The 20,396-nt window shown below is 61.4% G+C and carries 28 protein-coding genes; 15 read left to right on the top strand and 13 right to left on the bottom strand.

Annotated features, from left to right (window positions below; all coding sequences use genetic code 11):
- Positions 1-127: 127 nt before the first annotated feature.
- Entirely contained in the window at positions 128-1,003 is an 876-nt protein-coding gene (locus AC1D0O_RS09595; protein ID WP_477653286.1) for a LysR substrate-binding domain-containing protein, read from the bottom strand.
- Between the two features lie 155 nt (positions 1,004-1,158).
- Between AC1D0O_RS09595 and AC1D0O_RS09590 the strand changes: the two genes are divergently transcribed.
- From AC1D0O_RS09590 to AC1D0O_RS09575, 4 genes are all read left to right on the top strand, one after another.
- Entirely contained in the window at positions 1,159-1,575 is a 417-nt protein-coding gene (locus AC1D0O_RS09590; RefSeq protein WP_477653285.1) for a nuclear transport factor 2 family protein, read from the top strand.
- 63 nt (positions 1,576-1,638) lie between these two features.
- Entirely contained in the window at positions 1,639-2,289 is a 651-nt protein-coding gene (locus AC1D0O_RS09585) for a dihydrofolate reductase family protein (RefSeq protein WP_477653284.1), read from the top strand.
- Between the two features lie 76 nt (positions 2,290-2,365).
- Complete coding sequence (locus AC1D0O_RS09580) at positions 2,366-2,779, top strand: VOC family protein (protein WP_477653283.1); 414 nt, start codon at positions 2,366-2,368, stop codon at positions 2,777-2,779.
- A 150-nt stretch (positions 2,780-2,929) separates the two neighbouring features.
- Positions 2,930-3,859: an alpha/beta fold hydrolase gene (locus tag AC1D0O_RS09575; protein ID WP_477653282.1), complete on the top strand. Its 930-nt coding sequence runs from the start codon at positions 2,930-2,932 to the stop codon at positions 3,857-3,859.
- A 16-nt stretch (positions 3,860-3,875) separates the two neighbouring features.
- Here the strand turns inward: AC1D0O_RS09575 and map are convergent, their stop codons facing one another.
- Both map and AC1D0O_RS09565 read right to left on the bottom strand, forming a co-directional pair.
- Positions 3,876-4,667: a type I methionyl aminopeptidase gene (gene map / locus AC1D0O_RS09570; RefSeq protein WP_477653281.1), complete on the bottom strand. Its 792-nt coding sequence runs from the start codon at positions 4,665-4,667 to the stop codon at positions 3,876-3,878.
- Positions 4,667-4,921: a ParD-like family protein gene (locus tag AC1D0O_RS09565; RefSeq protein WP_477653280.1), complete on the bottom strand. Its 255-nt coding sequence runs from the start codon at positions 4,919-4,921 to the stop codon at positions 4,667-4,669. The genes map and AC1D0O_RS09565 overlap by 1 nt, the downstream gene beginning before the upstream one ends.
- 227 nt (positions 4,922-5,148) lie before the next feature.
- Here AC1D0O_RS09565 and AC1D0O_RS09560 point away from each other — a divergent pair, with 227 nt between their 5' ends.
- The 3 genes from AC1D0O_RS09560 to AC1D0O_RS09550 all read left to right on the top strand — a co-directional run bounded on the left by AC1D0O_RS09560 (position 5,149) and on the right by AC1D0O_RS09550 (position 7,636).
- Entirely contained in the window at positions 5,149-5,823 is a 675-nt protein-coding gene (locus AC1D0O_RS09560) for a glutathione S-transferase family protein (RefSeq protein ID WP_477653279.1), read from the top strand.
- A 193-nt stretch (positions 5,824-6,016) separates the two neighbouring features.
- Positions 6,017-6,562 (top strand): hypothetical protein, encoded by a 546-nt coding sequence (locus AC1D0O_RS09555; RefSeq protein WP_477653278.1) that lies wholly within the window; start codon positions 6,017-6,019, stop codon positions 6,560-6,562.
- Between the two features lie 471 nt (positions 6,563-7,033).
- Complete coding sequence (locus tag AC1D0O_RS09550; protein ID WP_477653277.1) at positions 7,034-7,636, top strand: cytochrome c oxidase assembly factor Coa1 family protein; 603 nt, start codon at positions 7,034-7,036, stop codon at positions 7,634-7,636.
- Between the two features lie 83 nt (positions 7,637-7,719).
- Here the strand turns inward: AC1D0O_RS09550 and AC1D0O_RS09545 are convergent, their stop codons facing one another.
- The 4 genes from AC1D0O_RS09545 to AC1D0O_RS09530 form a co-directional block, all read right to left on the bottom strand.
- Positions 7,720-8,079: a hypothetical protein gene (locus AC1D0O_RS09545; RefSeq protein ID WP_477653276.1), complete on the bottom strand. Its 360-nt coding sequence runs from the start codon at positions 8,077-8,079 to the stop codon at positions 7,720-7,722.
- Between the two features lie 486 nt (positions 8,080-8,565).
- On the bottom strand, positions 8,566-8,811 hold the full coding sequence (locus tag AC1D0O_RS09540; RefSeq protein WP_477653275.1) for a hypothetical protein: 246 nt from the start codon (positions 8,809-8,811) through the stop codon (positions 8,566-8,568).
- Between the two features lie 87 nt (positions 8,812-8,898).
- Positions 8,899-9,351: a hypothetical protein gene (locus tag AC1D0O_RS09535; protein ID WP_477653274.1), complete on the bottom strand. Its 453-nt coding sequence runs from the start codon at positions 9,349-9,351 to the stop codon at positions 8,899-8,901.
- Positions 9,351-10,247, bottom strand: coding sequence for a LysR family transcriptional regulator (locus AC1D0O_RS09530; protein WP_477653273.1), 897 nt, complete (start codon positions 10,245-10,247; stop codon positions 9,351-9,353). The genes AC1D0O_RS09535 and AC1D0O_RS09530 overlap by 1 nt, the downstream gene beginning before the upstream one ends.
- A gap of 101 nt (positions 10,248-10,348) precedes the next feature.
- Here AC1D0O_RS09530 and AC1D0O_RS09525 point away from each other — a divergent pair, with 101 nt between their 5' ends.
- The 5 genes from AC1D0O_RS09525 (at position 10,349) to AC1D0O_RS09505 (ending at position 13,667) form a co-directional block, all read left to right on the top strand.
- On the top strand, positions 10,349-11,218 hold the full coding sequence (locus AC1D0O_RS09525) for an NmrA/HSCARG family protein (RefSeq protein ID WP_477653272.1): 870 nt from the start codon (positions 10,349-10,351) through the stop codon (positions 11,216-11,218).
- Between the two features lie 39 nt (positions 11,219-11,257).
- On the top strand, positions 11,258-11,752 hold the full coding sequence (locus AC1D0O_RS09520; protein WP_477653271.1) for an AtaL-like protein: 495 nt from the start codon (positions 11,258-11,260) through the stop codon (positions 11,750-11,752).
- Positions 11,749-12,417, top strand: a complete 669-nt coding sequence (locus AC1D0O_RS09515; protein ID WP_477653270.1) for an NAD(P)-dependent oxidoreductase — start codon at positions 11,749-11,751, stop codon at positions 12,415-12,417. Before AC1D0O_RS09520 ends, AC1D0O_RS09515 begins: the two co-directional genes overlap by 4 nt.
- Before the next feature lie 29 nt (positions 12,418-12,446).
- The gene (locus AC1D0O_RS09510; protein WP_477653269.1) at positions 12,447-12,941 is read left to right on the top strand and encodes an SRPBCC family protein; all 495 of its coding nucleotides are present in this window, start codon (positions 12,447-12,449) and stop codon (positions 12,939-12,941) included.
- Positions 12,942-13,184: 243 nt separating this feature from the next.
- Positions 13,185-13,667, top strand: coding sequence for a GreA/GreB family elongation factor (locus AC1D0O_RS09505; RefSeq protein WP_477653268.1), 483 nt, complete (start codon positions 13,185-13,187; stop codon positions 13,665-13,667).
- 183 nt (positions 13,668-13,850) lie between these two features.
- Here AC1D0O_RS09505 and AC1D0O_RS09500 read toward each other — a convergent pair whose 3' ends face one another.
- A complete protein-coding gene (locus AC1D0O_RS09500; protein ID WP_477653267.1) occupies positions 13,851-14,234 on the bottom strand; it encodes a winged helix-turn-helix transcriptional regulator in 384 nt (127 codons plus the stop codon).
- A 121-nt stretch (positions 14,235-14,355) separates the two neighbouring features.
- On the opposite strand from AC1D0O_RS09500, the gene AC1D0O_RS09495 reads away from it, so the two are divergent.
- Positions 14,356-15,090, top strand: a complete 735-nt coding sequence (locus AC1D0O_RS09495; protein WP_477653266.1) for an SDR family NAD(P)-dependent oxidoreductase — start codon at positions 14,356-14,358, stop codon at positions 15,088-15,090.
- A gap of 22 nt (positions 15,091-15,112) precedes the next feature.
- Positions 15,113-15,712 (top strand): NADPH-dependent F420 reductase, encoded by a 600-nt coding sequence (locus AC1D0O_RS09490; RefSeq protein ID WP_477653265.1) that lies wholly within the window; start codon positions 15,113-15,115, stop codon positions 15,710-15,712.
- 188 nt (positions 15,713-15,900) lie between these two features.
- Here the strand turns inward: AC1D0O_RS09490 and AC1D0O_RS09485 are convergent, their stop codons facing one another.
- Positions 15,901-16,875 carry a tripartite tricarboxylate transporter substrate-binding protein gene (locus AC1D0O_RS09485; protein ID WP_477653317.1) on the bottom strand — a complete coding sequence of 325 codons (975 nt, stop codon included), beginning with the start codon at positions 16,873-16,875 and terminating at the stop codon, positions 15,901-15,903.
- 58 nt (positions 16,876-16,933) lie between these two features.
- Positions 16,934-18,097 carry a mandelate racemase/muconate lactonizing enzyme family protein gene (locus AC1D0O_RS09480; RefSeq protein ID WP_477653264.1) on the bottom strand — a complete coding sequence of 388 codons (1,164 nt, stop codon included), beginning with the start codon at positions 18,095-18,097 and terminating at the stop codon, positions 16,934-16,936.
- A 105-nt stretch (positions 18,098-18,202) separates the two neighbouring features.
- On the opposite strand from AC1D0O_RS09480, the gene AC1D0O_RS09475 reads away from it, so the two are divergent.
- Entirely contained in the window at positions 18,203-19,114 is a 912-nt protein-coding gene (locus AC1D0O_RS09475; RefSeq protein WP_477653263.1) for a LysR family transcriptional regulator, read from the top strand.
- A gap of 34 nt (positions 19,115-19,148) precedes the next feature.
- On the opposite strand, the gene AC1D0O_RS09470 is transcribed toward AC1D0O_RS09475, so the two are convergent.
- The 3 genes from AC1D0O_RS09470 to AC1D0O_RS09460 all read right to left on the bottom strand — a co-directional run bounded on the left by AC1D0O_RS09470 (position 19,149) and on the right by AC1D0O_RS09460 (position 20,388).
- The gene (locus AC1D0O_RS09470; protein WP_477653262.1) at positions 19,149-19,712 is read right to left on the bottom strand and encodes a hypothetical protein; all 564 of its coding nucleotides are present in this window, start codon (positions 19,710-19,712) and stop codon (positions 19,149-19,151) included.
- A gap of 125 nt (positions 19,713-19,837) precedes the next feature.
- Positions 19,838-20,137, bottom strand: coding sequence for a hypothetical protein (locus AC1D0O_RS09465; RefSeq protein ID WP_477653261.1), 300 nt, complete (start codon positions 20,135-20,137; stop codon positions 19,838-19,840).
- Positions 20,134-20,388 (bottom strand): hypothetical protein, encoded by a 255-nt coding sequence (locus AC1D0O_RS09460; RefSeq protein ID WP_477653260.1) that lies wholly within the window; start codon positions 20,386-20,388, stop codon positions 20,134-20,136. The genes AC1D0O_RS09465 and AC1D0O_RS09460 overlap by 4 nt, the downstream gene beginning before the upstream one ends.
- Positions 20,389-20,396 lie beyond the last annotated feature (8 nt).

Below are 20,396 nucleotides of genomic sequence, written 5' to 3'. Positions count from 1 at the left end.
GCATTACATGGATACCATCCTTATCAATCCGCGTTCGAAATGCAGAGGTAGCTGGTGGACGATTTTCGATATTCGCCGTAGCTCGGCCAACAAGGCATACGCCGCTGTATTACGGCCAAAAGCACTCTCACGCACCCAACACAGACACCAACCACGCCTCAAACAGCCGAATACTCCGCTGCTCCCGCCGCTGAGGCGGATAAGTCAGAAAGTAACCATTCCCGCTGTCGACCTCAATGTCAAAGGGCTTCACCACCTTGCCCGAGGCGATCAGGTCCGTGAACAACGCAGCGTCGGCAATCGCGACCCCCAGCCCGCGCTCGGCGCTCTGGACGCACATGTCCACCGTGTCAAATAATTGCTCGCGCGCGCCCTGCAGATCCGGCACGCCGGCGCCGCGCAGCCAGGTCTGCCATTCGTGCCGGCTGGCCGTGGCATGCAGCAGGGTCGCGCCGGACAGGTCTGCCGGCTCGCGCAGGCCGGCGGCCAGCTGGGGTGTGCACAGGGGAACCAGGCGCTCGCGCATCAGCGGCACCTCGACCAGGTGCGGCCAGCCGCCCTTGCCGTGGGCGATGATGGCGTCGGCATCGGTGTTGCTGAAATCGGGTGCGTCGGTCCAGTGGGTGGCGACGCGGATCTCGAGGCCGGGCAGCGCGGCCTGCAGTGCCGGCAGGCGCGGCAGAAACCACCTGACTGCCATGGTGGGCGGGAACTGGACGCGGAGGACGTCTGCTGCGCCGCGCCGCACGCGGGCGCTGGCTTGGGCCAAAGTCTCCAGCGCCTGGCGCACGGGCGCGAGCAGTTGCTGGCCTTCGGCGGTGAGTGTCAGGCCGCGGGCGACGCGCACAAACAGCGGGCAGCCGTAATACTCCTCCAGCAGTTGGACCTGGCGGCTCACCGCGCCCTGCGTCAGGTTGAGCCGGGTGGCCGCGCCGGTGAAGCTGCCGCAGTCGGCGGCGGCCAGGAAGGCTTGCAGGGCATAGAGGGGCGGCAAGGCGGGCATGCGCGCAGTTTATCGTGGCGGCCTGCTGGCGAGACGGCGGCAGTCAGCCATGCGCGCCGCACATGGCTGACCCCAAAATCTTTCGATGGTGCCGAAACGCGGGCGCTCCTACGATGGCGCCCTGTTCATTCATTCTTCTATCTCGCCCCCACACCATGGTCATCAGCTCGAACGCACTCGCCTACATCGACGTCATCAACAAGTACCTGGCCTTGCTGGCCGAGGGCGACATGCCCGGTGTCGTGTCACTGTTCAGCCCCCAGGGCATGGTGAGCTCGCCCTTCCTGGGCATGCAGCCGGCGGGGGAGTTTTTTGACCAATTGAAGGCTGCCACGCGGCGCAGCGTGCTGGAGGACCCCGAAGTGTTTGTGAGTGGCGTCGGCTCGCGCCGGGCTTCGGTGTGTTTTACCTACCAGTGGGAGCTGGCCGACGGCTCGCATGTGAGCTTTCGTTGCGTCGACCTGTTTGACTTCGACGAGCAAGGCTTGATAGCGACCATGACCATCATCTACGATACGGCGCCCATACGCGCGGAGGTGGGCGACAAGTACCGCCGCGTGGAAACTTCATGATCCTTCCTGATTGACTCTTGATTCATTCACCCCAACCCTTCAACCTGAGCAAAGGAGCACCCCATGTCACTTGTTCGCGTACAACACGTCACTGTCTCGCTCGACGGTTTTGGAACCGGCGAGGGCCAATCCCTGGCGGCCCCGTTCGGCCATGCGGGCGAACGGCTGCACGAATGGATGTTTGAAACCCAGTGGGGCCGCCGGATGATAGGCAAGACGGGCGGCACGTCGGGCGTCGGTGACGCCTTTCTGCGTCTTTTTTCGGTGGACATTGGCGCGGAGATCATGGGCGCCGGCAAATACGGCTACCCCGGCTGGCACAAGGACCCGGCGTGGAAGGGCCACTGGGGCTCCAACCCGATATTCCATACACCGGTCTTTGTTTTGACCCATCACACCCGCCCGCCTATCGAGATGGAGGGCGGCACCACCTTCCACTTCATCAACGCGTCGCCGGCGGAGGCGGTAGCTGCGGCGCGCAAGGCCGCGGGTGGCAAAGACATACGCCTGGGCGGAGGCCCGACCATGCTGCGCGAGTTCCTCAAGGCCGGGCTGGTCGACCACATGCACGTCGTGGTGGTGCCCATATTGCTGGGCCGCGGTGTGCGGCTGTGGGACGGGCTGGAGGGACTTGAGAAGGACTACGACATCGAGTCCGTTTCGACACCCATAGGCGTCACGCATATGACTTTCACCCGCTCCCCAAGCCACTGAACTATTGAGCCACTGAGCCATTGATCACCCATTCACCCATTCACTTCAACCCAAACCAACCCCAAGGAGAGCCACCATGCCCAAGATGATTTTTGTCAACCTGCCCGTGAAGGACCTTGCCACCTCCTTGCGCTTTTACAAGGCGATAGGCTGCGAGCAGAACATGCAGTTCAGCAACGAGCAGGCCGCGATGATGGTCTGGTCGGAGGCGATCAGCTTCATGCTGCTGACGCATGAGTACTTTGGGACCTTTACCTCCAAGCGCATCGCCGACGCGCAGCAGACTTGCGAAGTGCTGCTGGCCCTGTCCCGCGACAGCCGCGAAGAAGTGGACAGCATCACAAAAGCCGCGGCGGCCGCCGGCGGCAAGGCCGACGTTCGCCCGCCGCAGGACATGGGCTTTATGTATGGGCGCGCCTTCCAGGACCCGGACGGCCATGTATTCGAGCCGGTGTGGATGGACATGGCGGCGGTGCAGGTGGCTTCCTAAGCCCCCACCTTCCTCACGTATAGGCCTACGTAGCCGGACTTTGTCGAATTCTCCAGACCTGATCGTCGTAACAGGTAAGCAAGCGAAAAAGCCCCCTGGGCCTCTTTCTGTTTCGCTGCTTTCCCTGTTTTTTAACCCAAGGAGAAATCGATGAAGTTCCTGCACACTCTTTTCGCCCCGCTGCTCAGCGCCGCGGTGGCGCTTGCCACCATCGTCCCCGTCGCTGCCCACGCCCAGGAAAGCAAGCCGGCCAAGAGCGGCTACCTCAGCGTCAACGGCGTCAACTACCACTACCAGGTCCACGGCAAGGGCGAGCCGGTGCTGCTCTTGCATGGCGGCCTGGGCGACTTCGACATGTTCGGCCCGGTGCTGGCGGAGCTTGTCAAAACCCGCCAGGTCATCGGCGTGGACCTGTACGGCCACGGCCGCACGGCGCTGACCGAGCGGGCCATGAGCGTGATCGACATGGGCGATGACATGGCGCAGATCGTCAAGCAGCTCGGCTACGACAAAGTGGACGTTATGGGCTATTCGCTGGGCGGCGGTGTCGGCTTTCGCATGGCGGTGCAACACCCCGAGCGCGTGCGGCGCCTGGCGCTGGTGTCGGCCGGCTACGCGCAGGACGGCTTCTTCCCGGAGATGCTGCCCATGCAGGCGCAGGTCGGCGCGGCGATGGCCGACATGATGAAGGACAGCCCGATGTACAAGTCCTACGCCGCGGTGGCGCCGCGCCCGCAGGATTTCCCGACGCTGCTGGACCAGATGGGCGCCTTCATGCGCAAGCCTTATGACTACGCGGAGGACGTGAAGAAGCTGGCGATGCCAGTGATGCTGGTCTTCGGCGACAGCGACATGTACCGGCCGGAGCACATCATGAAGTTCTACCAGCTGCTGGGCGGCGGGCTGAGGGATGCGGGCTGGGGCCGGGAGCACATGGCGAAGAACCGCCTGGCGATATTGCCGGGGTTCACGCACTACGACCTCTTTCTGGCGCCGGCCCTGGTGCCGACGGTGCTGCCTTTCCTGGATGGGAAGAGCAACACGGCCAGCTGGGCGCAGCAGGTGGAGGGGAAGAAGTAAGCAGCGGACAGCCGGGTCACACCGGCGCGTAAGCCCCGGTGCCGCCCGGCCAGGCCGTCAGCACCTCATAGCCCTCGGGCGTGACAGCCACCATGTGTTCCCACTGGGCGGACAGGGAGCTGTCTTTTGTCACCACGGTCCAGCCGTCGGCCAGCTGTCGGGTTTCGCGTTTGCCGGCGTTGAGCATGGGTTCGATGGTGAACACCATGCCGGCCTCGAGCCTGGTCCCCTCCCCCGGCCGGCCGTAGTGCAGCACCTGCAAGTCCTCGTGGTAGACCTGGCCTATGCCGTGGCCGCAGTATTCGCGCACCACGCTGAAGTTCTCGCGGTGGGCGACCGACTGGATGGCATGGCCGACGTCACCCAGGGTGGCGCCCGGCCTGACCTGCTTGATCCCGGCCAGCATGGCTTCGTAGGTGGTCTCAACCAGGCGCCGGGCCAGCACGCTGGGGGCGCCGACAAAAAACATGCGGCTGGTGTCGCCGAACCAGCCGTCCTGGATGACGGCGACGTCGATGTTGACGATGTCGCCTTGTTTCAAAATTTTGTCGGGCGAAGGGATGCCGTGGCAGACCACCTGGTTGACGGAGGTCAGTATGGTCTTGGGATAACCGAGGTAGCCCACATTGGCGGGGATGGCGCCCTGGACGTTCACGATGTGCTGGTGGCAGATAGCGTCCAGCGCCTCGGTGCTGACGCCGGGCACAACATGCGGCTCAATCATGCTGAGAACCTCTGCGGCCAGCTGGCCGGCCCGCCGCGCCATCGCGATCTGCCCGGGGGACTTGATGATGACGCCGCGGGCCATCAGCGTTTACCGGCAGAGGCCGTCCGCGCTTTGCCGGCCTGGGCCGTGGCGGCCGTGACGATGTCCAGGCCGCCGGCGAGTTCAGCCTGGACCAGCAGCTGGCAGATCTCCCGGTAGTCCAGGTCCGGGTGCATCTCGGTCAGCATGCCGACCCGCATCCAGTGCTCGGCCTGCGAATTGATGGACCGGCTCAGGGCGTTGCCCGCCACGCGCAGGTTCTCGTGCATCAGGTCTGAAATTTTGACAATACCCATGGTTGGCCTCTACATTCTCTCTACATGAAACGTATATGAATTATATACACTTCATATGGTCAAGCTTGTTGGGATCGGCGGGCTTGATGAGGCAATCTTTGGGAAACTGCGAAAAAATTTATTGGAAGATGTCGATCTGGGCCTGCCCCGAACGTCGTCAGAGAGAAGATGAGCGAAAACCTGCCCGTCCGGCACCCAAGCAGACATCCAGCCAAGGAGAAAACACCATGCCCCAGACAAACACCCTGCCCCTCCCCACCATCACAGCCTTTGAACGCTCGCCCGACCGCGGCAGGGGCCTGGCGCGCGACTCACGCGTGCGCTGGGCGCTTGAAGAGGTGGGCCAGGCTTACGACGTTCGCCTTGTCTCCTTCGCCGCGATGAAGCAGCCCGCGCACAAAGCGCTCCATCCCTTCGGGCAGATCCCGACTTATGAAGAAGGTGAGCTAACGCTGTTCGAGTCGGGCGCCATCGTGCTACATATCGCGGAGCGCCATGCGGGCCTGCTGCCCGGCGACGCGAACGCCCGCGCCCGCGCCATCGCCTGGATGTTTGCCGCGCTGAACACGGTGGAGCCGCCCATCATCGAGCGCACCATGGCCATGCTTTTCGAGCAGGACAAGCCCTGGTATGCGGAGCGCCAGCCCATGCTGGAGGATCGCGTCCATGCGCGGCTGGGCGAGCTTGCCAGCCGGCTGGGCGATGCCGACTGGCTGGATGGCGCCTTCAGCGCCGGCGACCTGCTGATGGTGACGGTGCTGCGCAGGCTGGAGAGCTCGGGCCTGCTGGATCAATACCCGACGCTGTCGGCCTATATCGCGCGCGGCGTGGCGCGGCCGGCTTATCAACGGGCCTTTGCGGCGCAGCTGGCGGTCTTTACGGGGAAGGCGGTGGGCGGCTGACAGGGTCGCTCAGGACTGGCGTGAGTTCTGCCGCCGCGAACTGATGTTTTGCGGCGCTCATGTCTGCTGTGGGCCGCAGCCGCGGCTAAGATGACTGTTTTCGGCCAGAAGCGGACATCATGAAAACAATGAACGCCGACGTCAGGCGGCAGAATCCCGCCCCAGCCCAGTTCAGAGTCACAAAGACTTCGTAATGATCGATAACACAGACGTTAGACCGCTCTTGGAGAAGCTCTGTGCTGACCTTGGCTTCTGCTTGCCGCCGTCCGAGAGCGAAAAGCTCTCTGCCAATCCGCCAGAAACCGCTTTAGAGTTCACGAACGCTGTGTTTTTAGCGGAAGGGCTCGCTCCGGAGGTTGCTGATCGTCAGCTCTTCCGTCAAGTTCGTGAATGTGTTTCACAAGCATTTCGGTGCAGCGAAGAACACCAAGAGCTACTGACGCACTCTCATCCTTTGACACCAAACAACTATCCAGTCGTATGGACCTTCAAGAACGACACCGCGTTAGACATGACGCTTTATCTGGAACTGATTCCGGAGGAGGTCATCCTTTCGCCCGGCGATGAGGTTGAGTTACTTGCCCGACCGAACAAAGACTTGCTACCCCTTGATGTAGAGCGCGTGGCTGGTGGCTTTCAGGTTCACGCATACAAAGTTGCGGACCCGGACTGGCACGTCCGGTTCATGGGGAAGGTCATTAAGGCATGTACTCCAACGCGCCTGATAGACCACCGTTAAAGTTAGCTGGAATGTCTGCTTTGGGCTCGAAGCAGACATAAATAAGATGGCAGCTTTCGGCCAAGCAGACTTACGACCGCCTCAGCGCAAAGCAGACACGCACCTGGTTCAGCAACCGCGTGGACTGCAAAGCTGGTGCGGCGACTTTGTCAGGGTTGGTATACCTGTTCATTTATACGGCCAAGTGAGATAAGCCCATGCTTTGTATTGCCTGGTGCACAACATCGGGAAGCTGGCGCATCACGGCTATGCGCAGCGGAAATATAGACAAGACCGTCTCGCAGTGGTCGCACGGGCAGCTGAAAACCTGACATCAGGCTTGCATGAAGACCGCTGGCTCGGGCAAACTGGGTGCATGCCCGTCAAATCCAGAACTCAATGCAACACCGGCGCCATCGCATGGCACCGGGCCGTCGGAAAACGGCTTTTGCTACAGCCTCGTTAGATCACTCGATGCGCGAGGAAGCACCAATGGAAAACACATCCGGCCAGGGAGCGTTAGCGAACGTTCCCGCAGAGATCGATCGCTGGAACTGGGGAGCATTCCTGCTGAATTGGATCTGGGGTATAGGAAACAACACATTCATCGCGTTGCTGGTGTTCGTTCCGTTGGTAGGCTTCGTTATGCTCTTTGTACTTGGCGCCAAAGGCAATTCCTGGGCGTGGCGAAACAAGCGTTGGGAGAGCATCGAACACTTCAAGGCAACACAAAGAAAGTGGGCTAGGTGGGGCGCCATAGCCTTTGTCGCCTTCATCGCTTTGTTCATCGCTCTCTTCTTTGCAATCGCAGCATCGATGAAGAGCAGTGATGCATTTCAGCTGTCTCTGTCTAGGCTGCAAGCAAGCCCGGAAGGCGTTCAACAGATCGGCCGCCCAGTGGAGACCGGTTTTCCCATGGGGAGCATGCAGGTTTCGGGTCCGCGAGGAAACGCAAGTCTCTCCTACAGCGTTAGCGGTCCAAACGGGAAGGGAACAGTGTTTGTAGAAGCCACGAAAGACATGGGGCAATGGAAGATCGATCGTCTGGTCCTAGAGCAAGAAGGAACTGGCCGCCGTACCGAGATCAACCAGTGACCTAACCCTTCAATCGAGAGGACGTGCCCCGGCGAGCCGGGTCACGCCTTTCATGTCCGAGACGAGCAACCTGTTAACCATCACTAGCCGAAGTAGGAAGAGGACGACCATTGAAGGCATACAGTTGGACTCACCTGAAGTTTGAATAGTTGACGCAGACCATCAGTATCAACGTTCCCAATAAGTGTCTTATCTCCAGCGGAACGCGAAATGTCCAAGGACTGCACGCCTTGAAGTTTAAGGTCAAGGGCGAGGCGGCCAGACACCCACCACATGAAGTGAAGTTCGTATTCCGCCGGAAGTACTTCACAGACTATTCGCTCATTGCCTGCAACGCGCTCAAAACGGTGGGTGTTGTACTCTTCCGGCGCATCTGGGTACACCTGAACGTGTGTACCTCCAAAGAATGCATTGAGCTGATCGACCTCGGGGCAGCGCTTCATGATGGTTAACGTGAAAGTGGGCGAACGCCGTAGGCGGTCCGTTCGAATGACATGTTAAACCGCACTCGCACTCCTCCTACCCCGAAGCCGATGCCACGCGGCGAACAAGACCACAGCCAGAAGCGGCACCACAAGAACTGCGGCTGCAATCGGCAGGCTATAGGACCCAATGGCCAAGGCTACAGCGCTTGACACACACGCTACGAGGCCAGCTCCCGCACCCCAGACTGCGCTCCGTCCAGGCGGGGAAAGTGCAACAACCGCGAGTATCAAAAGCAATAGGACCGAAAGCACGATGCGCAACTGTGAAATTTGGTATGTCTCAAGGCAGGCACACGCCTTCGAGGGCACGAGCGCAAAGGCGATGAGCGCTACGAGCGCCGCGATCCACCTCCCGGTACTTGGCTTGCGTGCAGTGCTCGTAATCATCGCGGTTTAACGTTGGAGGCCAGCGACGCCGAAGGCGGTCGCAACAGGGCCGACTTGTTAAAACTCATGAGCGAGTCTCCCACCGCTAAGGTTCGCGGGCTCTAAGTTCGGGTGCTGCTTGTACAGAGGCCACAGGAGGTCCACTTCAAGCATTCCAACGACGACACCAACCGCCTGCTTCAGCTGTTCGAATTCGTCCGGCGTGGACGACGAGCGAGCCAACTCGAACGCGCGAGACAACTCGCCCAAGAAATTCTCGGCCGCTTTTGAGATCGCCTGCGCAGAAGTCGGATCGGAAATCATGAGTTTTAACGCCTGAATTAACCCGCCGCCGGCCCAGGTTGGTTGTCGATAACAAGCCCGACCCCGGCGGTCGGGTTGAATGAATTGTTAGCTACCACCTGTATTGCCCTGTGGCGCTGGCACCCAAACAAACCCGTTGTCGATTTTGCGAACGCTGACAGCAATTGGCAAGACCAATTTCAGATTGATGAGGTCCGCCTCGTCGAAGATATGACCATTGTGAACCCGCAAACCTACCTCAATTTGCTCTTGGCGATATTCGTGCTGGGTTAGCGTTGCATAGCTATTGTTCGGAAGCTTCAAGAAAATGGTGCGGTGGCGCCAAGGAAACGCGCTGCTGTGCTCACCGCGGGCTGCGTAGACGGATGGCTTGACGCAAAAGTGCTTCGCCAACTCGTCCATGTCGTAGTCGAACCAGCCTGCCAGCGTGTACTCCCCCTCTCTCGCGGGAAAGGCGGAAGGCTTGATTGCAGCGGAATTCCTTGAAGCCTGCATGTGGTAGCTAACGTTGGCGATGACCGGCGGCGTTTTAAATGGCATCACCGGGTGTACGCCGCCAATTCCTCGGGGCTTCCTTCGGGGAAGGCCTCTTTGAGAAAGTTCAGGAAAGCGGAAACCCGGCCGCTCAGCAGGCGGCGGGATGGATAGAGCGCCCATAGCGCAACCTCGGGCCCGGTGACGTCTCCCCATTGCACCAGCGTTCCGGCCGCCAGGTCGGGGATGACCAGCGACAAAGGCAGGCGCGCCGCACCGACATTCGCACGGACCGCATCGCGGACCATGAACAGCGATGACAGGCTCAGGACGGGCTGGACCGTCAGGCGCTTCTTTTTTCCCTTCTCGGTCAGTTCCCACGCATCCGATTTTTCGGCGATTGCGCCTCCCCGCAGTACGACCGGGATGGGTGCGCCGCCCGCGGGCCGGGGAAGCCCGGGGTGCGCCACCATCACGACGCGGTCTCTCAGGAAGATCCGGCCCACCAGGCTTTCGTCCGGATCCGGATTCACCCGGATCACCAGGTCGTAGCCCTCTTCCACCATGTCCACGGAGCGGTCTTCCGTCGTGACCTCCAGGCGGATCTCGCGGTGTTTCATGGCGAACTGGGCCGCAAGCTTTCCCATCGCCGCTTGCGAGAAGAGCAGCGGTGCGCTCACCCTCAGCCTTCCTCTCGGTTCGTCCCCACCGGCGGAAATCGCCGCCGTCGCCTCGTCGAGCTCGGTGAGCAGCACGGAAGTCTTCTCGAACAGCGCCCGCCCCTCTTCGGTGAGCTTCAGCGCGCGCGCACCCCGCTCAAAGAGCCGCAGGTTGAGGCCGCTTTCCAGGTCGGCCACCCGGCGGGACAGCGTGGCCTTGGGGCGGCCTGATTCGCGGGAGGCCCGCCCGAAGCCGCCATGCCGGGCGACAAGCGTGAAGTCAGCGAGTGCAAGCAAGTCCATGTGTTCCACCAGTGAGACAGATAGTCCAAATATAACGGCTATCGGACATTTGGCGAAACGATGAAGATCAAGGCTCTTTCAAACCAAACGGAGTAATTTTCATGACCATCCTTATCACCGGCGCTACCGGCAACATCGGCCGCCAAGTTGTCCAGCAACTCGTCAACCGGGGCGCAGACGTGCGGGCACTTGTGCGCGACCCCTCAAAGGCCAGCTTTCCAGCGGGTGTGGACGTCGTGCAGGGCGACCTGCTCGATGTGGATTCCCTGCGCCTCGCCTTCAAAGGCGTGTCCACCCTGTTCCTGCTCAATGCTGTTGTTCCCGATGAATTCACCCAGGCCCTGATTTCGCTCAACCTGGCACGCGAAGCGGGCATAGACCGCATCGTTTACCTGTCGGTGATCCACAGCGACAAGTACGTGAACGTTCCCCACTTCGCCGGCAAGTTCGGCGTCGAGCGGATGCTGGAGCAGATGGGCTTCGGCGCCACCATCCTGCGGCCGGCCTACTTTATGGACAACGAACGCACCATCAAGGACGTGGTGACGGGCTACGGCGTGTACCCCATGCCCATCGGCAGCAAGGGCCTGGCCATGATCGATGCGCGTGACATCGGCGAGATCGCCGCCATCGAGCTGCTGCGCCGCGAACGCGCATCCGGGCCACTGCCCCTGGAGCGCATCAACCTGGTCGGCCCGGACACGCTGACCGGAGACACCGTCGCCGCGACCTGGTCTGGCGTTTTGAATCGCCCTATCACCTACGGCGGCGACGACACGGCAGCCTTCGAGAAGAACCTGCGCAACTTCATGCCCGCATGGATGGCGTATGACATGCGCCTGATGAGCGAGCGCTTCCTGACGGAGGGCATGGTTCCCGAAGCCGGCGACGTTGAGCGCCTGACCAAGCTGCTGGGCCGCCCACTGCGCTCGTACCGCGACTTCGCCGCCGAAATTTCGGCACCGGCCTGAGCGCCGGCGTAAATCAACCCTGACCCAAAGGAAACCATCATGATCTATTCGACCGCCACCGTTGAAGTCAACCCACAAGGCGAGGTGCCGCTCACGCGCGCCCAGGTGTGGGCCGGCCTGGTCCTCAAGGCGCGCGATGCGCGGCTTTTCCTGCCGCCCGGCCTTTGCACCTACTGCGAAGTCGTGGAAGAGAGCAAGACCCACATCGTGCGCGAAGCCACCATCGCCGGCACGGACCTGCGTGAAATCATCACCTTCGAGCCGGAACGCAAGGTGACCTTCTTCCAGGCCACCGGCCCGCGCGAAGGCGCGGTCGTCAACGAGCTTTTTGAAGACGAATCGGGAAACCTCCAGCTTCGCTTTTACGGCTACCTGGGCCTTCGCGGCAAGGCGCCCGGCGGCCCCGAGGAGCAGGCCGAGCAGGCCTGGATGGACGGCGACAAGGGCTACAAGAGCGCGCTGCTGTCAACGCTGAAACGCACGCGCGAACTGCTCGCCCAAGGCAAGCTGTCACTGCCAGGAGGTGTGCAATGAACTCCGTCAACACTGCGCATTCCGATCTTTCGCGCCAGAAAATCCTGGTGATCGGCGCCACAGGCGGCACGGGCCGGCTGATCGTGAAGCAAGCCCTCGCACGGGGATTTGCGATTCGGGTGCTCGTGCGTTCGCCCGCAAAGGCAAGCGGCCTGGAGGGCGCCGAGGTCGTCATCGGTGACGTCCGCGACGAAGCCGTGTTGCGCAAAGCGCTGGAAGGCCGCGATGCCGTCGTGAGCGCCCTGGGCACGCCGGTCAGCCCGTTCAAAGAGGTGACTTTGCTGTCGTCGGCGACGAAGGCGCTTGTGAACGCCATGAAAGCCGCCGGGGTCTCGCGCCTCGTGTGCATCACCGGCATGGGGGCAGGCGACAGTGCCGGCCATGGAGGCTTTGTTTTTGATCGCTTGATTCACCCGGCGCTTTTGCGCAAGGTGTATGTCGACAAGAACCGGCAAGAAGCGATCATCAGGGACAGCGGCCTGGACTGGGTGCTGGTGCGTCCTTCGGTGCTGAATGACAAACCCGCCAGGCACGAAATCCGGACCCTCACGGATCTCTCCGGCTTTCATGGCGGGACGATCGCCAGGGCCGACGTCGCGAGCTTCATCCTGGATCAGGTGCACAGCAACACCTGGCTGGGCCGGTCACCGCTCATCAGCTGGTGAACCGCACAACTCCAAACAAGGAAGCAATCATGAAATCCGCCGCAGCAACAACATCAGCATCAGCAACCGTCATCACGATGGTCGAAGCATCGAGGGAAAAGACCTTCCTGCATATCGTCCCCATTGACCTCACATCGATCTTTACCGGTTACGGCCCGCTCCCATCGGTTACGAAGACGCCGAACCAGACCGGCCCGTGGGATGCCGCGGGCCGGACCCGAAACGTGGTGTTTTCCGACGGGAGTTCCGCCCGGGAGACACTGACAAGCTACGAATACCCGAGCCGCTTCGCCTACCGCATCACGGAGCTCACGGGGGTGCTGCGGCTTCTTGCCAGCGAAGCACGCGGTGAGTGGTGGTTCGAAAGCGTGCCGGGCCGCACCGCCACGTCGGTTCGCTGGCGCTACGAGTTCATCAGCCGATCGGCCATCCTGAAACCTCTGGTCAGCCTTTTTACACGGAGCTTGTGGCGTGGCTATATGGCTAAAGCGCTGCGTTTATCCAAGGCGCAGGTGGAGAGCTAGCAAGGCGGACTGTTTGTGCATACGCGCAGGAATAGCCGGGGCAGCCGCCGGTAAGATGACCGTTTTCGGCCAAAAGCAGACATCAGAACCCGCAGGGCGCATTTATAGTGCTTCGGCGCAGCACGGTAGGCGGCAAGAATGAACGCTGACGGCGCACTGCCGAAAGTGCAGTCGGGTCGACGGCTGGAGGAGCCTTCATAATTAAGGCCTTCCCCCGCTTGTTTGAGATGCCTACCTTCCGTCATGAATAAATTCTCGCTGCAACAGCAGGTGCTGAAACGGCTCGCCGAAGACCTGCTGCAAGCCGAAGATGCAGTGCGGGTGGCACACGAAACGGCGACCCACGCAGAAAATATCGCCGAAAACAAATACGACACATTGGGACTCGAAGCCGCCTACCTGGCCACCGGCCAAGTTCGGCGCGCCGAAGCCATCCGCCAGGCGATGGCCAAGTGGCGCCAATTCCGCCCGCGTCCCTACGACGCCAGCAAAGGGATACAGCTCGGCGCGCTGGTCTGCCTGGTCGATTCCGACGACAAGCAGCAACAGCTCTTTCTCGGCCCGGATGGGGGCAGCATGCAGTTGGGCAGCGGCACTCAGCTGGTTCAGGTCATCAGCATGGAAGCCCCTTTGGGTAGGGCCATGCTGGGCAAATGCGAGGGTGATGACGTGTCGATACAGGTCGCTGCAATCCGACAGCAGTTTGAGGTGCTGCGGGTTCATTGAGCCGTAAACGACTCCTCTGGGCCCAAAGCGGTCTTTGCACATCCTTCCACGCAAACCTTCATTTCAGGCGGCAGGCTGGAGAGCTCGGGCCTGCTGGAGCAATATCCGACGCTGTCGGCCTATATCGCGCGCGGCGTGGCGCGGCCGCTTACCGGCGGGCTTTTGAGGCGCAACTGGCGGTGTTTACGGGCGCGTCGGCGGGGCTGGTGTGGATTTGCTGCGGGCTGCGAAGATGCTTGTCACTTCGGCCATGTTCTCGCTTCCCCAGGTGCATAGCGGGATGATCGCGTCAGCCAGGCTGCGGCCTAGCGGGGTCAGCATGTAGTCGACGCGCGGGGGCACCTCCTGGTAGTCGGTCCGCGCCAGCACCTGGTCGGCTTCCAGGTCCTTCAATTGCTGGATCAGCACCTTGTGGCTGACGCCCGGGATCAGGCGCTTGAGCTCGCCGTAGCGCTTGGCGCCGTCGCGCAGGAAAAACAGGACCAGCGGTTTCCACTTGCCCGAGATGATGCGGAGCGTGGTGTTGAGCCCACAGCCGGGATCGCAGGTTTCAGAAGGCGTCGTCATTTTTTGGTACTTACCTGAAAGTGCATACTTGTCCGCAGGTTAGCAGAACTGCATGTGTCCTTCAGCAAGCGAATCCCCGCTTGTTTACAACTTCAAACGAAGTCAAACGAAGGACACATACATGAACAGACTGAATGGAAAGACCGCCGTGATCACCGGCGGCGCGACCGGCATCGGCCTCGCCGCAGCAAAGCGCTTTATCGAGGAAGGCGCCTTCGTCTTTATCTTCGGCCGGCGGCAGGAAGCGCTGGACGCCGCTCTGGCCGAGCTCGGGCCCCATGCCCGCGCGGTGAAGGGCTCGGTCTCCGAGCTGGCCGACCTTGACCGGCTCTACGCGGCGGTCAAGGCCGAGCGCGGAAGCCTCGACATCGTCTTCGCCAATGCCGGGGCGGGAGGCCCGCTTCCGCTCGGCAAGCTCACCGTGGAGCACATCGACGAAACCTTTGACACCAATGTGAAGGGCACGATCTTCACGGTCCAGAAGGCGCTGCCGCTGATGGGCCCGGGCGGTTCCATCATCCTGACCGGGTCGAGCGCCGGCACCACGGGCGCCCCGGCATTCAGCGTCTACAGCGCAAGCAAGGCGGCAGTCCGCAACCTCGCGCGGACCTGGGCGGAGGACCTGAAGGGCACCGGCATCCGGGTCAACGTGCTGTCCCCCGGGCCGACGGCGACCGAACTCGCGAAGGCGGCGCTGGGCGCGGAAGGCATGAAGGTCTTCGCCGCCATGAATCCGCTCCAGCGCATGGCCGATCCGGCGGAGATCGGCGCGGCGGCAGCCTTTCTCGCGTCGCCCGACAGCAGCTTCATGACCGCCAGCGAAGTCGCCGTCGACGGCGGCCTGGCACAAATCTGACACAAACACCGAAGGAGAATTTATGAGCTACGCAATTATTGGCTTCGGCAAACTCGGCCAGGCCCTCGCCAAGGCATTTGCCCGAAGCGGCATCGAAGTATCCGTTGCAACCACGCGTGATCCGGAAAGCTTTGCCTCCGCCGCGGCCGCGATCGGACCCAAGGTCATCCCTACCACGCTGGCGCAAGCGCTCAAGGCGGACGTCCTCTTTCTGGCTGTTCGTTTCGAGTCGCACCGGGATGTCGCAAAGGCGCTGCCGAGCTGGAAGGGAAAGACGATCATCGACGTGACCAATGCCTACGGCGTGCCCCCCGAGGAACTGGGAGGACAGCCCTCTTCCAGGGTCGTCGCGCAGGCCTTCACTGGGGCAAGACTGGTGAAGGGCTTCAACCATCTGGTCGCTGGTGTCCTTGAACAGGATCCGGCCGTAAATGGTGGCAGGCGAGTCGTGTTCGTGGCGAGCGACGATGACGGCGCAGCGGCGGAGATTGGTGCGCTCGCGGAAAAGCTCGGTTTCTCGCCGATCCAGCTTGGCGGGCTTTCGGAAGGCAGGCTGCTTGTGCATGCGCGCGGAAATAGCTGGGGTCGGCTGATCTTCAAGGACCTGGTCAAGTTCGACTGAAGAAGCATCGGGATCGCATATTTCCGATTTTTCATGACTGCCGCTCTCGCTCCTTCCCCTTTTGGGGGAAGGTTGGGATGGGGGCCGGCAGCGATTGATTGTTTGGCCGGCTCTTAAATATGGAGGCCGGGGGGCCCCCATCCCTGCCTTCCCCCAGCGGGGGAAGGAGCAAGAAGAACACCGACTGCTTACTCAGCCGTCTCGCCCGAATCCTTGATCACCTTTCCCCAGCGCGCCATTTCGGCCTGAACATAGGCCTTGTGGCCGGATGCGCTGAGCCTGGCGTCGGTCACAAGGCGCAAGCCCAGCGCTTCCTGGCGCTTGATCAGGTCGGGGTCTTTGAGGGCCTCGCGCAGCGCGGCATTCAGCCTGGCCAAGACCTCCGGCGGCGTGCCGCGCGGCGCATACACGCCATGCCAGACCGTGACGTTGAAGTCCGCAAGGCCGGCCTCGGCCAGTGTCGGCGTTTGCGCGAGTGTGGGCAGGTTCAGCCGCTCCTTGCTGCTGACGCCGTATACCTTCACTTTTTTACCCTCGATTTGCGGCACGGCGTTGGTCGCCTGTTCGCACATCAGGTCTACCTGCCCACCGATCAGGTCTGTCATGGCCGGGCCCGTTCCCTTGTAGGGGACTGCCACCATTTTGGACTTGAGCGCACTTTGCAGCATCAAGCCGCAAAGGTGCGAAGCCGACCCGACACCGGCGTTGGCCAGGTTCACACGGCCGTCGGACTCCGCGATCCACTTGCGCAGTTCGGCAAGGTTGTTGGCGGCGAGTGTCGTGCGGCCGATCAGCACGGACGGCGCCTCGTTGATCAGGCCCAGGTATTCGAAGTCCTTGAGGGTGTCATAGGGCAATTTTTTATAAAGGGCCGGCGCGGTTGCAAGGCCGATGTGATGCACCAGCAGCGTATAGCCGTCGGCCTTGGCACGCGCAACGCGCGCCGCACCGATGGTCCCGCCGGCGCCAGCCGTGTTGTCGACGATGACGGTCTGGCCCAGCGGCTTGCGCAGTGCTTCGGCCAGGTCGCGGGCGATCTTGTCGCTAGGCCCGCCGGCGGCGAAGGGCACCACCAGCGTCACCGGCTTGTCGGGGTACTGCGCCCAGGCTGCCGACAGGCTGAGCAACACTGAAACCAGAACCCCAAGAACCCGTTTGAACATCGGCCTATTGTTTTTCATGCTTTGTCTCCTTTGTCGTTGCCAACAGAATCAGTCAGGCTCAGGCGGAAAGGGCTTGCATCTGGGCGTAAAGGTCGGCCTTGCCTTCAAATCCGATCCCAGGCAGTTCAGGCAAGCTTACATGGCCGTTGATCACCTTGACGCCATCGGGGAAACCACCGTAGGGCTGGAACAGGTCGGGATAACTTTCATTTCCGCCCAGGCCGAGGCCGGCTGCGATGTTGAGGGACATCTGGTGGCCGCCGTGGGGAATGCAGCGTGAAGGCGACCATCCGAACTGCTTGAGCACCTCCAGCGTACGCAGGTATTCAACCAGGCCATAGGACAGCGCGCAGTCGAATTGCAGCCAGTCGCGGTCGGGGCGCATGCCGCCATAACGCAGGAGGTTGCGGGCGTCCTGGTGCGAGAACAGGTTCTCGCCGGTGGCCATGGGGCCGGGATAGAACTCTGAAATCGCCGCCTGCAAGGCGTAGTCGAGCGGGTCACCGATCTCTTCATACCAGAACAGCGGAAACTCGCGCAGCATCTTTGCGTAGGCAATGCCGGTTTCCAGGTCGAAGCGGCCGTTCGCATCGACCGCGAGCTGGGCCTCTGAACCGATCTCTTTCAAGACCGCCTCGATGCGCGCCCGGTCTTCATCGATGGAAGCGCCGCCGATCTTCATCTTGACCACGTTGTAGCCGCGATCCAGGTAGCTGCGCATCTCGGCGCAGAGCGCCTCGTTGCCTTTGCCCGGGTAGTAATAACCACCGGCGGCGTAGACAAAGACGCGTGGGTTTGCCTCGCGCCCATGGCGTTCGGCCAGCATGCGGAACAGGGGTTTACCCTCGATCTTGGCGACCGCATCCCAGACAGCCATGTCAATGGTGCCCACGGCAACCGAGCGTTCGCCATGGCCACCGGGTTTTTCGTTGCCCATGGCCGCCGCCCAGACCTTGGCGGGGTCAATGTTGGTGCCTTGGGCGTCGATCAGGCTTTCAGGCGCGGCGTCAAGAATACGGTCCAGGAAGCGCTCGCGGATCAGCCCGCCCTGCCCATAACGGCCGTTGGAGTTGAAGCCGTAGCCCACGACCGGCTTGCCGTCCCGGATCACGTCGGTGATCACGGCCACCAGGCTCAAGGTCATCTTGCTGAAGTCGATGTAGGCGTTGCGGATGGGTGAACTGATGGGAAGGGTCTTCTCCCGGATTTCAACGATTTTCATGGTTGCCGCTATGACAGGTTGTGATGATGATCGTTATGATCGCCAAGGCTGCCGCATTTGACCAATGCTGTTTTTCTTCTCTTCAATGCTTTCAAAGCACCGGGCATGAATTTCTCCTGGCTCGAAGACTTTTCCGCGCTGGCGACAACGGGCAATTTCTCCCGTGCGGCCGAAGAGCGCCACATGACGCAGCCGGCTTTCGGGCGACGGGTGCGCGCCCTGGAAGAATGGATAGGCACCGAGCTTTTTGACAGAAGCTCACAGCCAGTCCGGCTGACCGAAGCCGGCCAGTGGTTCCAGGGCATTGCCCATGATCTGCAGGCCCAGGTGGCCCGCATACCGGGCGAGGCCAGGATCATTGCCGAAGCAGGTTCACATTCCCTGCGGTTTGCCGCCACCCACGCCCTGTCGTTTACCTTTATGCCGGGCTGGCTGCGGCGTTTTGAAGCGCACACCATGGCCGGAACCATGCACCTGGAGTCCGACGTGCTGTCGCGCTGCGAGGCGCTGATGGAGCAAAGCAAGGTGCAGTTTGTGGTCTGCCATGCCCACCCTGACGCGCCGGGGCGTCTTGACGCCGGCGATTTTCTCTCAATCCAGATTGGCGCCGACAGCCTCGTGCCGGTGACAGCGCTTGATGCTTCAGGCCAGCCCCTGCACACACTGCAAGCGGGCAAGACGCCGGTCTCTCTTCTGGGCTACAGCGCCGAATCCGGGCTTGGCCGCATCCTGCGCGAGACACGGTTTGAGGCCATGGAGAATGTCTCGACACAAACGGTGTTCACCGCGCACCTGGCCTCGGTGTTGAGAACCATGGTCCTCGAAGGCCGCGGCGTCGCATGGCTGCCGCAAACCCTGATTCATGACGACCTGGCAAGCGACCGTGTGGCCGAAGCGGGTGTGCCTGCGTTGCGCGTTCCACTGGAGATCAGGCTCTTCCGGTCCCGCAATTCAATGGGGCGGGCCGCGGAGGCGCTTTGGGATGCGGTGACCAGGGCGAGTGACGTTACTGACTAACGCTCCTCTGATGTTCGATCCTGGCCGGAGCCGGTCAAATTGCCGGTGGCTGCGGGCCCAAAGCAGCTTGACCGATGCGACGCCGGCGCACGAAGACAAACGCGGATGCCAGCAGAGGACCCGACAGTGTGAGCATGGCGACGGGCACCGTTCCCACTGGCGTCAATGAGCCCCTGGAACGCGGAGGCTGGAGCTTCCCCCACATTTGAATGTCGGTGAGTTCAACCTGCATGTATTGCCTGTAAAAAAAAACCGCCGCACTGCTGACGAGAACAGAAAACACAAAAAGGAGTGCGACCGCTCGCAGGTACTGCTTGTAGCCGGTCGATGCAAACCAGGCTGCCGTCAAAGGAATGGCGATGAACAGGCTGCCTGCGGAAAAGAGTTCAAACCGGAAGCGGTAAATCCAGCCGGCAGGCTCTGCAATCCCGTAGAAAGTATTGCGCCCGGGATTCAGCAACTGGCTCAGGATCGCAAAGGTGATTTCCGCGTCAAAAAGGACGAGTGCTCCGCCTGCCAGACAGGAAGCCGCAAAGATTGCGAAGACAAGTGCGACGGGTGGTTCTGGAGTCCTTTCCGGGCGTGCAGTTTCGAGCATGAGACTTCTCTGGGTTAACGGCGATTCATTTTTTGTCGCAAGTCATCTGGGGAACTCCTGTGGCTCAGCCGTTCCTGCCAATGCCGCCCATCATCCTATTTTCAGCCGGATTCGGTCCGAGGTGCTCACGCTGCCTCGGCAGACCATTTGAGGCTACCCTTTGTCCAGGCGACGCTTTCCACATGCTCAATCGCCGCCTCGAGCGTTGCAAAGGATGCTGATGCCTGATCGGAGTATTCAACGGGCGAAGTGGGTGATGCCCATTGCACGCCGAATCCGTCAACTTTGAGATTCTCACGGATCTCGGGTGGATCCTCCCAATCGCCCGTACCCCATCGCATGGAGCACGACACGATCCGTACACCCGTTGGAATCTGGCCGTCATACAGCCAGGTGCCTTCTTTAATGATTGCAAGATCGCTCATGTATCTTGAGCCGTGGCCCATCGACCGGTTGAACGGTCAAACTCAATTTTTCCCGCCCGGCGCAGGGCCTGCAATCTTTCCTTGACGGTTTCGTCAGCGCTTTCACTGGGCGATCTACCAGCCCTCCGTCGCGCAAGCTGGATCGCGACGCCTCGGACAGCGGCAATTGTCAGGATCCGATCAAGTGACTGCGGCCCCCTTGCAACAGTACCAAGGATCAAAAAGTCGAGTCTGCTGTAGTCGGTCTTCATGAGTAAGC

The organism is Polaromonas sp. P1_F2 (assembly GCF_056405735.1).
This window is presented reverse-complemented; position numbering and strand designations above follow the sequence as displayed.